The organism is Lysinibacillus sp. NPDC093216 (assembly GCF_050280325.1).
Classification (GTDB): Bacteria; Bacillota; Bacilli; order Bacillales_A; family Planococcaceae; genus Lysinibacillus.
On sequence record NZ_JBNNVB010000035.1, the window covers coordinates 1 to 14374 of the forward strand.

The following is a 14374-nucleotide window of genomic DNA, read 5'->3' on the forward strand; positions in this document are numbered from 1 at the left end:
TCCCATACCGAACACGGAAGTTAAGCTCTTTAGCGCCGATGGTAGTTGGGGGCTTCCCCCTGTGAGAGTAGGACGTCGCTAGGCACCTGAAAAAGTCGAGGATTTATTCCTCGACTTTTTTGTTTGCAATTTTTTAGTAAACGTTAACCCTACCTTATTAGTTGAAGAAGTGTCGACATTATATAGCCCAGGCTCAAAATTAATTAGTACTTGGGCTTTGGTGTTGCATTATCAAATCATTTTAGCCATTGTAATATTCGTAATTTCATAACCCATTTTTTCATATAAGCCACGTGCAATTTTATTATGACCAAAAACGTTTAGACCAATTTTATTCATACCTAACTCTTTAGCAATAATTTCAGCTTCTTTCATTGCTTTCTTGCCATACCCCTGCCCTTGATATTGTTCAAAAATCACAAAATCATATATAAAACCTTCATTAGGATTTGTAGGCGCCTTTTGCGAAATCCAAATCATTCCAACTAAGATATCGTTGTGAAAGATAGAGAATAAATGATTATTCTCGGTCTTCTCATTTTGTGGTAGTAGTCGTTCAAATGATTCCCTCGACAAGTCAAGCGCTTCATCTTCAGTCCAATTTCCGGAAGCGATCTTGTCTTTTGCGTAGTCTTCAATTGCATAACTAATATATTGTTTGAACTCCTCTTGGTTCATAGGTTTTAATGTAATCAATTTATTTTCCTCCTATTCTATTTATTTAATTTTAGCATCTTTTTAAAATTTCTGATAATGATACTTGAAACCGCTCATCGTACAATCCAATTAAACAAAACATAAAAAAGTGGAGTTATTATCATAAGATAGTAACTCCACATAGCTTGCTGATGAAATTATTTCCAATTAAAACCCTTTTTCGCTAAGAAATCTTTGATATGAGGACGGCGTTGTTCAATTAAAAAATCAGCCATTTGCTTTGTCCAGTTATCAATTTTTCGATTGGATGAGCGAGAATTGTAGTATGCTTCCATTGTGTCGTTGTAAGCTGGTAAAAGCTCCTCGTATTTTTCTGCATTGTACTCATTTTCATGTAATACTGCTGCGACAGGTAAACGAGGTTTTACTTCATTGCGACGAGCAGGAACTCCAATTGTTAAGCCGAATAGTGGGAAAACATAGTCAGGTAGATTGAATAATTCGCTTATTTCTTCAAGCTTATTACGCACTCCTCCAATGTAACAAATTCCATATCCCATAGATTCTGCGGCAACGACAAAGTTTTGTGCGAATAATGATACATCGGCTACTCCAACAAGTACGTTTTCTGCCGAATCAGCTACAATGTCTACACCTTCTAATTTACCTGCTGATTGAAGACGTTTGAAATCTACACAAAAGACAAAGGCACCGCCAGAAGTTTCGTATTGACGAGGATTACCAGAGAGCAATCCTAATTTTTCTTTTTTCTCGGCATCTGTTACCCAAATGACACTATAAGCTTGTACAAAATGTGATGTAGCAGCCATTTGTGCAGTAGCAATTAATTCTTCAATAATTTCTTTTGAAATCGGATTTCCATCATAAATACGAACCGAAGAGTGGTTCCGTAATAGTTCTTTAACCATTTATAAAATCTCCTTTTTCCCTTTATATATACCAAGAGCATATCACGCTTCGTCTTCAAAATCGAATTTTTTCGATGTTGAAGTTATTTTCAGATAATTTACGAATGCATAAAATCTCTCGTATAATAAAATATTTTGTTAGTTATAGATTAAAAATTCTAAATAGTTTAAAATTATGTATGGACGGTTTATTTGGTTAGATTTCTAATAATTGGATGACTATACCAGTGGATTAAACCGAGTAATTAGTTGAATAAAAATAAAGTCGGATGGAGGAATAAGGGATGGCAGAAAAGTTGGCGAAAAAGCTTCGTAATGAACAGCTACGGAGCAGGGTTGTAACAGCAGAAGAAGCAGCATCTTGGATTAAAGATGGTATGGTACTTGGAATGAGCGGGTTTACACGTGCTGGTGATGTTAAAGTGGTACCTCTTGCACTTGTGGAGAAAGCTAAAAAAGAGAGCTTCCAGGTAGATGTGTATACAGGTGCATCACTTGGCCCAGAGGTTGACCAATACTTAGCGGAAGCTGGCGTTATTCGTAAACGTGGACCTTTCCAAGCGGATGCTGGTATTCGTAACAAAATCAACAGTGGTGAAATCGCATTTGTTGATGCTCATCTTTCACATAATGCGGAGTTAGTACGTCAAGGCATTATTGGTCCTATTGATTTTGCGATTATTGAAGCAGCTGCTATTACAGAAGACGGCTTACTAATTCCTACAACTTCAGTTGGTAACTCTCCGATTTTTGTGCAAGAAGCAGACCAAATAATCATTGAGTTGAACGTAGCTCAGCTTGATGCATTAGAGGGTGTCCATGATATTTTTGTACCAGGTCCACAGGGAAAACGTGATCCAATTCCATTACAAAATGTATCCGATCGGCTTGGCGCAATTGGCATACCACTAGATTTAGATAAAGTAAAGGGCATAGTGATTTCAGATATTTTAGATGCGCCATCAACGATTGTTCCTGCAGATGAAGAAACAGATATTATGGCCAATCATTTATTAAATTTCCTACGAGAAGAAATTAAAGTAGGTCGTTTAACAACAAGCTTAAGACCAATTCAATCCGGTGTAGGCTCAGTTGCAAACGCCGTTTTATTAGGTTTTAGAGATTCTGAGTTTGAGAACTTAGAAGTATATTCAGAAGTACTGCAAGATGCAGTATTCGAATTAATTGATGCAGGAAAAGTAAACTTCGCATCTGCTACTTCTATTACCCTTTCCGAAGAAGTAGGAAACCGAGTTTATGGTGATTTTGAAAAGTATGCAGATAAGCTAGTATTACGTCCGCAAGAAATCTCAAACCAACCAGAAATTATTCGCCGACTCGGGTTAATTTCTGTTAATACAGCACTCGAAGTAGATATTTATGGGAATGTGAATTCTACGCATGTTTCTGGCACGAAAATGATGAATGGAATCGGTGGCTCTGGAGACTTTGCACGTAATGCACGATTAGGTATTTTCGTCACAAAATCTTACGCGAAAGGCGGAAATATTTCTAGTATCGTTCCAATGGTATCGCATGTAGACCATACAGAGCATGATGTAGACGTTATCGTAACAGAGCAGGGAGTAGCAGACTTACGTGGGCTGGCTCCAAAAGAACGGGTTGGGCTCATTATCGATCACTGTGCACACCCGGAATATCGTGAGCAATTATGGAAGTATTTTAACGATGCCAATGAAGCAACAGGTGGGCACCATACGCCACACGAACTAGAAAAAGCGCTTTCCTGGCATGTGAATTACGCAAAAAATGGTACGATGAAGAACCCTGCTTTATTGAAATAATAAAGTAATAAAAGCCTTGAAGGACAGTTGACCTGTTCCTTCAAGGCTTTTGATTGTTATTAATGTTGTCCCGAAAGCTTAGGTAGCCCCGCGAAGTGATCGGTAACCCCGGTAAGTGATCAGGTAACCCTCTCAAGTGCTCAGGTGTCCAAAGAAAACCCTAGCTGCTTTTTACAATAAGCCAATCCATTTCCAATATGTTGCGGAGAATAGAAGAACTAGGATGTATCCAATAATCGTTAATGGAATACCAGATTTTAAGAAATCCTTTGTTGTAAAGGCTCCTGTACCATAGGCAAGCATATTTTGCGGTGCACTAATAGGTAAGAGGAAGCCAAAGCTAATAACGAATTGTTGCACGATAACGAAACCAACCTGATCGACATTAGCCGTTAATGTTGAGGCTAAAACGATAAATACTGGTATAAGTGCAGATGCTAAGCTTGTTGCACTCGCAAAGCCTAAATGAATAAGAATATTAAATAAAGTGACAAGCGCAATTGTTGCAAGAATTGGCATAGAATCTAAACCGAGTGAACCGAATACCTTATCTGATAACCACGATGCACCTTTAGTATTAAGCAAGACTGTTCCTAGCATAATTCCTACTGCAAAGACGATAATTGTTCCCCAAGGAATATGAGGCTCAACTTGCTTCCACGAATAGACTCCGATTTTTGGCATTAATAAAATGGCGATTGCAACGATTGTGACGGTTGTCGTATCGAATGGGTGGAGTTTACCCTCTGCTGCCCAGAAAAATAGTAAAACTACCGATGTGATGATTAATCGAATTTCGGGAGCTTTTAATGGACCAAGTTCCGCAAGCTGTTTTTTGATTACTTCTTTACCACCTTCAATATTACTTGTTTCAGGTTTAATTAGTGTAATCATAATGAAAAATAGAGCCACTGACATGATGATTGAGAAGGGGGCAGCGTAAAGTAACCAAGCACCCCAAGAAATATCTACACCGAATTGTTCTTTGATGAAATTTAAAGCGACCATATTTTGAGCTGCTGCCGTTTTAATACCGATGTTCCAAATGGAAACAGCTTGTACAGAAGTAATGACTAGTAAAGCAGCAAGTCGACTATCACGTGGTAAACCAAATGCTGCTACCATTCCGAGTAGTATTGGTACAACTGCGCCTGCACGTGCAGTAGCAGAAGGGACAAAGAATGCGAGTGCAATAGATACTAAAATAGCACCGAATACAATGGCTTTCGTTTTTGTCCCAACTAGTGAAAGTATCCAAAGCGCAAGACGTTTATGTAAATTCGTAATTTGCATGGCTGCCGCTAGGAAAAGAGCTGCGGCTACTAGTGCAACTGCAGAATTACTAAATCCGCTTAATGCTAACTTTAATGCATCCGATGTTCCTAACGCTCTCGTTGGATCTTCCATTGACGGAGCTAGCCCTAGTAAGATTGTAACGAGAGCAATAATCATGGCAGAGCTAACGGGATAGGATACTGCTTCTGTAACCCATAGGATGACCGCGAAAGCTAAAATAGCCAAAGCTCGTTGTCCGGCTACAGGTAAATCGCCGTTGTTAGGTAAAAAAGTAATGATGATTAATGAAGCGAAGGCTAATCCAATCCAGAGTGGTTTCAAATTACGTTTCTGTTTTGCTTGTTCAGAAGTAGACATACTTTTCATCCTTTCTTAAACATGACTGTAATTTTCACATCGGCTAGTAAAATGCTTTATTAAGAAAGTTAATTTGTCTAATTATTGTAAAAAAACTAGTATGTGAAATACCCTCTATTTATAGCGATAATGGGCAGTTGCGAGAAAATATACGGTCAAAGAAAAGACAAAAATATCCAAAAGATTTTATTTTTTCTTTTTGAATGCTGAAGTTACTTTAGGCTCAGTTCCTAGCATCAATCGCTTAATATTTTCGATATGCAAAATGATGGCTATACCAAAAAGTAATAGGGCTAAAATCGTTGGGCCAACTCCAGGAATCCATAAATAAGTGGCTGTACAAAAAACGAGATAAAATTCAAGTACACCGACAATTAAATAGTTCGTCACGAAAGATAAAATAACAAATAAAATGAGTGCAAACAAGCCAATTTTCCAATCAATCGCAAGTAATATTCCTATGATTGAAGCAGTTCCTTTACCGCCATTGAAGCCCATATAAAATGGGAAATTATGACCTAGAATGACACCGGAAGCTACGATATAGATGAAGAGCCAAACTTGTACTTCTGTTAATTGTGTTATATCTGCTAAATAAACATGTGCACCGATTATAGCTGCAACGCCTTTACCGATATCGATCAGTGCAACTAATATGCCGTATTTCCAGCCAAGGGAAAGTGTTGCATTAGAGGCACCTGCATTGCCATGACCGGCCATTTTTAAATCTACCCCTGATAAAAACTGAGCAACTTTAGAGCCGTGAATACAGCCAATCAAATAACCAACAAGAAGAAAAATAATAACGGCTTTTATCATAAAAATTCTCCTTTCCAAATAATGGGTTCATCACAAAAGTTCTAACATTGTGTTAGCCCGAAGCCCCTAGGAAACGCCCAGCCGAAACGGAAATCAGTCCATGCTTTGGTGACCAAAACAATAAATATCTAAAATAGTGTATGTGTTTGGATTACGTAAAGAAGCAGACAGAAGTTTCGGAAAAAATAAAATTTTAGTATTGACAGAGAAAAAGTCTATGTTTATACTTTGTAACAACGATGGAAATTGAATCTCATACTCTTATCAAGAGCGGCGGAGGGATAGGCCCTATGATGCCCGGCAACCAGTAAGTGACGAACTTGCTAAGGTGCTAATTCCTACAGATTCTTACTTGGATCTGGCAGATAAGGGGAGGAAAACTTGCAACCGCAACCCTCTTCTTAGCTGAAGAGGGTTTTTGTTTTCTACTGAAAAAATCCTCCTCATCTCCGGTACCATCGTAAAAAAATAACCATTTGGAGGTATACAATGACAAAATTTAAACCAGAAACATTGCTGTTACACGGTGGCCAAGAGCCAGACCCGGTAACAGGATCTCGTACAGTACCCGTATATCGCTCAACGGCTTTCGTTTTTAAAGACACTGCTCATGCGCAACGTCTTTTTGCCTTAGAGGAAGCTGGTAATATTTACACTCGTATTACAAACCCAACTGTAGATGTTTTTGAAAAACGCGTCGCTTTATTAGAAGGCGGTACAGCAGCAGTAGCACTTTCATCTGGTGCAGCAGCAATCGCGTTTTCCATTTTAAATCTTGCAGGGGCAGGCGATGAAATTGTTGCAGGTAGCTCTTTATACGGAGGTACTTATAATTTATTCGCTAACACACTACCAAACTACGGTATTAAAACGATTTTTGTAGATGAAACAAATCCAGAAAATTTCAAAGCTGCTATTACTGATAAAACAAAGGCCGTGTTCGCTGAAGTTTACGGTAACCCAAGTTTAAAGGTACTAGATATTGAAGCAGTAGCAAATATAGCACATGAAAACGGCTTGCCATTAATTATTGATAGCACATTTGCTTCACCATATGGCTCTACACCAATTGACTACGGTGCAGATATCGTTGTTCATTCTGCAACGAAATGGATTGGTGGTCATGGAACAACTTTAGGTGGCGTTGTAGTAGATGCAGGGAAGTTCGATTGGACTCGTGGACGTTTCCCAGGCTTTACTGAGCCAGATGCTTCTTATCACGGTTTGCGTTATGGTATTGACACAGCAGATGCAGCATTCGCCACAAAACTGCGTGTGCAACTGCTACGTGACTTTGGACCAACATTAAGTGCTGATGCGGCATTTAATTTATTACAAGGTTTAGAAACGCTTCATTTGCGTATTCCTAAACACAATGAAAATGCATTAGCAGTAGCTGAATATTTACGAAACCACCCATCTGTGGAATATGTAAATTACAACGGCTTAGAAGATTTCCCTACCCATAATTTAGCTAAAAAATATTTAAGAAATGGCTTCGGTTCTGTGCTTACATTTGGCATTAAAGGTGGACGTGAAGCAGGGCGTAAATTAATCGATAGTGTGAAATTATTCTCACACGTAGCAAATGTAGGGGATGCTAAATCATTAATTATTCATCCAGCATCTACTACACATCAGCAACTATCTGCTGAAGAGCTAATCCAAACTGGCGTAACCGAGTCGCTCATTCGCTTATCAATCGGTTTAGAGGCAGTAGAGGACATCATTGCAGATTTAGAACAAGCTATTGAACAAGTAACAGCTTCACAACAAGAAGTAGAAGCTTAATAAATAAAATACATTGGCTAATGTTGTAGCGTTTACGTATTTTCTCATTCGATAGGCCTCATTTGGTAATGCGTCAAACGTTGCTACATCATCCGCTCCCCTCATTTGGTGAGAGTAATGAAATGGTTTAAAATTAATACCTAGTAATTTTATAAGTATTGTTGACTTGGTTAAATCCTTGTTTTATACTAGGAAATAAGAAAAGTGTTCGAAGGGCTACCAACCTAGAACCAATTTAAAGCGCCGACTTGTTGATCGGTAAAGTGTTTTCAATTAATGCTCAAACTAATTTAGTTTCATAAGTGCTCCCCCACTTTTGAATATATGAAGAGGAGTAGTTACTCAGCCAGTAGCTACTCTTATCTACAAAACTGATGATAAAGGAGTGTTTTAAATGGGAAATGTGTATAGTGCGCAAAACATTGCATCTTATCTTATTTATGAATTAAATGAAGGTCATGTGTTTGTGAACAACATGTCCATTCAAAACATACTTGTGTCAGTTGAGCGTAAATGGCAAGAGATCTTTGGACATTCTGCTTTTAAGGAAATGGTTTATGTCAAAGAGGAAGGCTATACAGTAAAAGAAGTTTTCGAAGCTTATGAAAGCTATGGAGCAAATCATATTCCTCTACCTGCGACAGAGTATTATTTAAAATACGGCACATTCCAATTAGTTGAACGTACGTATGCAATACCAAATTTTACGCAGGAGGAAATAAGACTGGTGCAACAAGCTTTAACACAATATCGTTATAAATTGCTAGCCAAAGCTAGTTAATTATCCCTCATATATTTGGCTCATTCTCTGCTGCTACAGGGAATGAGCTTTTTAAATTAGATGATGAAGATATACAGAAAAAATTTTATTAATATATTTCAAAAGAACAATTTTTATGAATGTCTTTACATACATATATATAATAGAAGAAAGGCATTTATTTTCTTCTTTCAGTAAACATCCACTGAAATAGAGGGTCTAGAACGCCACGTCCTGTGGCAACGACATCAAGTTGGCCCAAAGCCTCCGGCGGATGTCACGGAATCGGAAAGAGCTCACATAGGATGTTAGCCTAAAATCATCGCATCCATGCGATAACGGCTAACTGACCTGCATCACGCAGGCCTAAGCACAAAGCCGATTCCGGACGCAATTATGCCGAGGCATAATTGGTAAAGAAACGTCAATATTTGTTCAATCATTATAGATTTAAGTGAAAAATCATATAATAAAAGGGATGAAAACGATTTCCTTTGCACGTCTACAGGAAACAAATGTCCATCCTAGAAAGATTTTTCTTGTGCAATGTATGTATTTACGTTACAATTTTCTTTAAGTTGATTTTTGAATTATTTGAATTTGTTTGTTTCACAGTGTATCTTCATTCAGAATGTTTTTTGTAGCGAAAGTGAAACGCCATGACTAAATATCTGTTTGAAGACGAAGTGTTAGAAACACGGCAAACTGACCTGCTTTGTATAGTCGGCACACAATTCAAAATCTGTAAGAATTAAGCTGAGACGAAATAAATATAATGAAACTGCGGAATGTAAGTTGGAGGGAATAGGAATGGCAACTATAAAGGCAGCTATATTAGGATTTGGAACGGTAGGTCAAGGAATTTACCATATATTAAACGAAAAGCGTGAAGAGCTTAAAAATAAATTAGGAATTGAGCTAGAAGTAGCAAAAATTTTAGTTACAGACACTAGCCGTGAACGTGTACCAGGTACCGCGCATTTAATGACAACTAGTATGGATGAAGTCTTAGCAGAACCAGGTATGCAGGTTGTTTTTGAGGCAATCGTCAATGAGGAGCCAGCTTTTACTTATTTAAAGCGCGCTGTTGAACATAAATGTCATGTCATCACAGCTAACAAAGTAATGTTTGCAAAACGAGGCTTGGAGTTACAGGATCTTGCAAAAGCGAATGGTGTTTTTGTAGGATTTGAAGCAACGACCGCTGGCGGTGTACCAGTTATTAAAACGATGAAAAACATTTTGCTTGTCAATGAGGTTAGTCGTATTCAGGGTGTTTTAAATGGGACATCCAACTATATTTTAACGAAAATGCGTTCACAGGGCTGGTCGTTCGAAACTGCATTAAAAGAGGCGCAAAATTTAGGTTATGCGGAGGCAGATCCATTTAATGATATCTCAGGACAGGACGCCTTCAAAAAATTAATGATTTTAAGTGCTTTGGCATTTGGTGAACAACCAGACTGGTCTGACGTCGAAGTAGTCGGAATTGATAGCATTTCGGCAGAGCAAGTAAAAGAAGCGTGTGAAAAAGGCTTGCGTTATCGCCATGTAGCTGAGGTTGAGAAGCTAGCAGATGGTAAAGTGGTCGCGAAGGTTGGGCCACAATTAGTTGATAAAGAACATCCACTTTATCCAGTTGATGACGTCAATAATGCTGTGGCATTGGACACAAATTATATTGGCACATTAACGCTAATTGGACCAGGGGCAGGTATGTATCCAACAGCTAGTGTAATGGTTGAGGATTATGCGGAAATTATCGGTAAACGAGCTGGATTTGTCGTAACAATATAATAGATGCCTATCATTCAACAATGTTCTAATTGTTTGAATGATAGGCATTTTTTAATCCTCATCTTTAACATCAATATCCTCTGGAATAGGTGTATTCCGCCAAATCTCTATTTCCTCTTTAATACGATCTAACTGCTCAAAATAAGTGCTGAACTGCCCACTATTAATCAGTATTTGGTCCCCGTCGTATACTGAACGAATACGGCCCTCGTAAACTAGGCGAAGTACTTGATCTTCTGGCATACCAAGTTCGATGGCTGTTTCTTCAATTGTTTTATACATAAATTTCGCTCCTTTTATTGTTTTTATTATAACCTCCCTTTAATAGAAAGCCTACTATGGGTTAATAAATGAAAGAAAAAGGAAAATGGTAATTGTTTGATTTTGGATAAATCTGTATTATTAATGTTAATGAGTAGTGACGGTCGAGGGACAATAATGAAGATTAGCTAATACCATTTTGCCAAGTAAAATAAACTTTCTGAAATGGTCATGGGAATTGACAATTTTAGCTGCTGCTAGCATTGTGTTATTCAAGGTCTTTTTTTCTCATCAATTCGTCTTACAGGTGTAGTTATTGGAACCGCTGTAACGATTGGTAGCTCTCCTGTCTTTTGTGATGCTTTAGAATGAGTACTATGGAAATAACAGCCGATAAAGGTGTGGCGAATAGCAACTGTAATGGCAATTTGTTAATGAGGAAGGGGCTGTCCGTATGGGGGAATTGGACTAGCCCTTTCTACTGGTCTTTCCTTTGTAAATATATGTTGAAACATATGCCCTGTATATAAGTTGATTGGAGTGGGGCTTTAACTTCTTTCAGCGGATGTTTGGAAACCCCTGAAAGAATTAAAACCTTAAGAAATTCTTCATTTTTATAATAACTGGTTTTTAAGATTTAAAAGGTACACTATTAATTGAGAGCGAGGTGTATATCATGACGAAACTAACAGTTCTTGTAACAGACGATGATCAAGATATTCGTGATGGTATTGAGATCTATTTAAAGAATGAAGGTTACAATGTCATTAAAGCTGCTGACGGCTTAGAGGCACTCGAAAAATTAGAAAACAATGACGTACATTTAATTATTTTAGATATTATGATGCCAAATATGGATGGAATTACAGCGACGTTTAAAATTAGAGAAGAGCGCAATATTCCAATTATTATGCTTAGTGCAAAGGCGGAGGATGGCGACAAAATTCATGGTTTGTCTGTAGGCGCTGATGATTACGTCACAAAGCCTTTTCATCCGTTAGAGCTGTTGGCTCGAGTAAAATCTCAGCTACGACGTTATGTACAACTTGGGACGTACAATGAGGGAGCAGCAAAGGTAGAAATCGACGGACTTGTATTAGATGAAGATGCAAAGGAAGTCATTTTAGAAGGCGAGCCTGTTCGATTAACACCAATCGAATATAAGATTACGGAATTATTAATGAAAAATGCAGGGCGTGTATTTTCGATAAGAGAGATTTATGAGCGTGTGTGGAATGAGGAAGCTTACAATGCAGAAAATATTGTGGCTGTACACATTCGAAAAATACGTGAAAAAATCGAAGCAGATCCGAAAAATCCACGCTATTTAAAGGTGGTGTGGGGCGTTGGCTATAAAATGGAAAAATAAAATAGAGCAGTATGTTACAATCGCAGGGTTTGTAGCAGGGGTTATTGGACTAATTTATTTCGGTGTGTATGCCTATCAAATAGTAACTGCACGCTCTTCGGGAATGCTACAATTGCTTGAGAGAATTTTTTAGAGAGGAGTTAAAAGTATGTTAAAAAATTGGAAACCTCTTCTCGCTCTTATTTGTTTAATCTGGGTAATATTCGGTATATTTACGTTCTCTAATATCGGGTACCAATATATTGGGAAGTCGTATTTTCAATCTGAAAATTTCCAGGGTAAACTAGATAATTTTCAGTCAGAATTAGGACCATTAGTAATAAATTTACCGACGGCTGAAGATTTAAAAAGTAAAATCGTGGTTACGCAAAGCCAAATTGAGGAACATCGTAATTACTATGGATCATTAGGAGAACAGATAGATAATATTAAAGCTCAATATGAAGGACGTATTCAAGAAGCTGCTAATGTAAATGCAACGGAATTAAAAACAAAGCTTGAGAAAGAGCGAGATGCAACAATTAAAGATATTACGACTAATTTCGAGGATGATGAGCATGTCCGTAAAAAAATTCTGGCTCAAAAGGAAGAGCTTGTTGATCAATATATAAAGGCAGCAAAAGAAGAAGCAAAGAGTTTTGTGAAAAATAATAATTATTGGTCTTATGAATTAACGAACACTGAAACAGGCAAAACATATCGTTCAGGTGATGTTTCGGATAGTAGTGCGTTCAAAATTAAGTATAACGGACAACACCCATTAACTACTTGGAATATAAGTAATAATTTAAACCAATTTGTTTACCGAACTGATACCTACGTGGATATAGAGGATTTGAGGGAAACTTCTGATTACACTGGTATTATAACCATCTCAAAAAAATCGGCACAAGCAGTCGACATCTTGGAAGGATATGACCATTTTACACGCAATCAATACATGTTCTACTTTATATGGTTAACGAGTATTGTGGCAGCTATTTTTGCATGGAAAGGGCGTAAAGAAGTACTGCAAATGGTACGAGGTTTAAAGGAAAAAGAAGCTCTTGCAAAGATGAAAATTGATTACACAATTGGATTATTATTAATAAGCGCATTCATATATTTGATAGCATCTCAAATTGCTTTTGAATCGATTGAGTTTGTTTCTTATCAATCTAACTATGTACATTACTTAATTAGTTTGCTGTTTAAAATAGGTGTCTTAATCATTATTGCAATGCTGTTCTTTGTACAGCTTATTTGGTTGTATGATCGAGTGAATACAGCACAGAAATTAAAGGAGAACTTAAAAGCTAGCTATTTATGGTCACTTGGCGAATCAATCACGGATTTATTTATAAATCGTTCCATTGCATCACATTCTATTGTGATGATTGGGGCAGCATTTTTCGGTGGTGGAAGCCTTGTTGCTTCAATGCTAAGAGGCAGCGGATTCACCGTTCTAGTATTGGGCATCTGCGTAATAATCGGTATTCCAGCTATGATTCTCTTCCTTTCTAGAATGGGCTATTTAAATCGAATTATGAAGGACACAAAAGACATGGCAGAAGGGCGTTTAAATCGCGATGTCAAGGTAATGGGCAAATCACCACTCGCGGGGCATGCAGAAAATCTTAATCATTTAAGAGAAGGCGTACGCACATCTATGCATGAGCAGGCAAAAAGTGAGCGTTTAAAAACAGAGCTTATTACGAATGTTAGTCACGATTTACGCACGCCGTTAACATCTATTATTACGTATACAGATTTACTGAAAAATCCTGATATTACTGAGGAAGAGCGTAAGCAATACATTCATATCCTTGATAAAAAATCAGAACGTCTAAAATTATTGATTGAGGATCTTTTTGAAGTGTCTAAAATGGCGAGTGGTAATATGGAGCTTCATCGCACTCGAGTTGATTTAACCCAGCTTATACAACAAGCGGTAGGGGAGCATGAGGAAGATTTAGCACAGGCCCATTTAGATTTACGCCTGACAAAACCAAATGAGCCAATCTACGCGTATGTGGACGGACAAAAATGGTGGAGACTGATCGATAATTTAATCGTTAACGTATTGAAATATGCATTAGAAGGCACACGTGTCTATGTAACATTGAAGCGTACTGCTGAGGGCGATGCAGAATTCACAGTGAAGAATGTTGCAAAATATGAAATTAGCGAGAATGCCGATGAGTTATTTGAACGCTTTAAGCGAGCGGATGCTTCACGCCATACAGAGGGCTCAGGTCTAGGCTTAGCCATTGCACAATCCATTGTAGATTTGCATGGTGCTCGTATGAGTATAGAGGTAGACGGAGATTTATTTAAAGTAATCGTTCGAATTCCAACAGCATAGACAATGAACAGCGGCAAACATTTTGCCGCTGTTCTTTTACTTTGAAAAACAACTTTGGCCGTTCTATCTGCGACTTAGCAGTTCTATCCACGATTTGGCCGGTTCTATCCGCGATTTCGGCCGTTCTATCCACGACTTTGCCGGTTCATCCGTCATTTCGGCCCTTTATTCCGTCGCTTAGGTTTCAAT

At 37.9% G+C, this 14374-nt stretch carries 12 protein-coding genes, 1 rRNA gene and 1 riboswitch; of the genes, 8 read left to right on the forward strand and 5 right to left on the reverse strand.

Annotation, left to right across the window (positions count from 1 at the left end):
• Window positions 1–84 (forward strand): 5S ribosomal RNA (rrf, locus tag ACQKOG_RS24325); the annotation flags it as partial.
• A gap of 147 nt (window positions 85–231) precedes the next feature.
• On the opposite strand, the gene ACQKOG_RS24330 is transcribed toward rrf, so the two are convergent.
• On the reverse strand, window positions 232–696 hold the full coding sequence (locus ACQKOG_RS24330; RefSeq protein ID WP_370082442.1) for a GNAT family N-acetyltransferase: 465 nt from the start codon (window positions 694–696) through the stop codon (window positions 232–234).
• Between the two features lie 158 nt (window positions 697–854).
• A complete protein-coding gene (chrR, locus tag ACQKOG_RS24335; RefSeq protein WP_370082440.1) occupies window positions 855–1586 on the reverse strand; it encodes a class II chromate reductase ChrR in 732 nt (243 codons plus the stop codon).
• A 284-nt stretch (window positions 1587–1870) separates the two neighbouring features.
• On the opposite strand from chrR, the gene ACQKOG_RS24340 reads away from it, so the two are divergent.
• On the forward strand, window positions 1871–3391 hold the full coding sequence (locus ACQKOG_RS24340; protein ID WP_370082438.1) for a succinate CoA transferase: 1521 nt from the start codon (window positions 1871–1873) through the stop codon (window positions 3389–3391).
• 171 nt (window positions 3392–3562) lie between these two features.
• On the opposite strand, the gene ACQKOG_RS24345 is transcribed toward ACQKOG_RS24340, so the two are convergent.
• Together ACQKOG_RS24345 and ACQKOG_RS24350 are read right to left on the reverse strand one after the other, a co-directional pair.
• Entirely contained in the window at window positions 3563–5044 is a 1482-nt protein-coding gene (locus ACQKOG_RS24345) for a DASS family sodium-coupled anion symporter (RefSeq protein ID WP_370082436.1), read from the reverse strand.
• Window positions 5045–5230: 186 nt separating this feature from the next.
• Window positions 5231–5863 (reverse strand): glycerol-3-phosphate acyltransferase, encoded by a 633-nt coding sequence (locus ACQKOG_RS24350; protein ID WP_370082434.1) that lies wholly within the window; start codon window positions 5861–5863, stop codon window positions 5231–5233.
• A gap of 258 nt (window positions 5864–6121) precedes the next feature.
• Window positions 6122–6235, forward strand: a riboswitch (SAM riboswitch).
• Window positions 6236–6352: 117 nt separating this feature from the next.
• Between ACQKOG_RS24350 and ACQKOG_RS24355 the strand changes: the two genes are divergently transcribed.
• The 3 genes from ACQKOG_RS24355 (at window position 6353) to ACQKOG_RS24365 (ending at window position 10211) form a co-directional block, all read left to right on the forward strand.
• The gene (locus tag ACQKOG_RS24355; RefSeq protein WP_370082432.1) at window positions 6353–7654 is read left to right on the forward strand and encodes an O-acetylhomoserine aminocarboxypropyltransferase/cysteine synthase family protein; all 1302 of its coding nucleotides are present in this window, start codon (window positions 6353–6355) and stop codon (window positions 7652–7654) included.
• A 394-nt stretch (window positions 7655–8048) separates the two neighbouring features.
• Window positions 8049–8435, forward strand: coding sequence for a hypothetical protein (locus tag ACQKOG_RS24360; RefSeq protein WP_370082430.1), 387 nt, complete (start codon window positions 8049–8051; stop codon window positions 8433–8435).
• A gap of 789 nt (window positions 8436–9224) precedes the next feature.
• Window positions 9225–10211: a homoserine dehydrogenase gene (locus ACQKOG_RS24365; protein ID WP_370082428.1), complete on the forward strand. Its 987-nt coding sequence runs from the start codon at window positions 9225–9227 to the stop codon at window positions 10209–10211.
• Window positions 10212–10262: 51 nt separating this feature from the next.
• On the opposite strand, the gene ACQKOG_RS24370 is transcribed toward ACQKOG_RS24365, so the two are convergent.
• Entirely contained in the window at window positions 10263–10493 is a 231-nt protein-coding gene (locus tag ACQKOG_RS24370) for an excisionase (RefSeq protein WP_049667308.1), read from the reverse strand.
• Between the two features lie 655 nt (window positions 10494–11148).
• On the opposite strand from ACQKOG_RS24370, the gene ACQKOG_RS24375 reads away from it, so the two are divergent.
• From ACQKOG_RS24375 to ACQKOG_RS24385, 3 genes are read left to right on the forward strand one after another with little or no spacing between them, the layout of a single operon-like run.
• Window positions 11149–11841, forward strand: a complete 693-nt coding sequence (locus ACQKOG_RS24375; protein WP_370082426.1) for a response regulator transcription factor — start codon at window positions 11149–11151, stop codon at window positions 11839–11841.
• The gene (locus ACQKOG_RS24380) at window positions 11819–11974 is read left to right on the forward strand and encodes a hypothetical protein (protein WP_370082424.1); all 156 of its coding nucleotides are present in this window, start codon (window positions 11819–11821) and stop codon (window positions 11972–11974) included. The genes ACQKOG_RS24375 and ACQKOG_RS24380 overlap by 23 nt, the downstream gene beginning before the upstream one ends.
• Window positions 11975–11989: 15 nt before the next feature.
• Window positions 11990–14185 (forward strand): sensor histidine kinase, encoded by a 2196-nt coding sequence (locus tag ACQKOG_RS24385; RefSeq protein WP_370082422.1) that lies wholly within the window; start codon window positions 11990–11992, stop codon window positions 14183–14185.
• Window positions 14186–14374 lie beyond the last annotated feature (189 nt).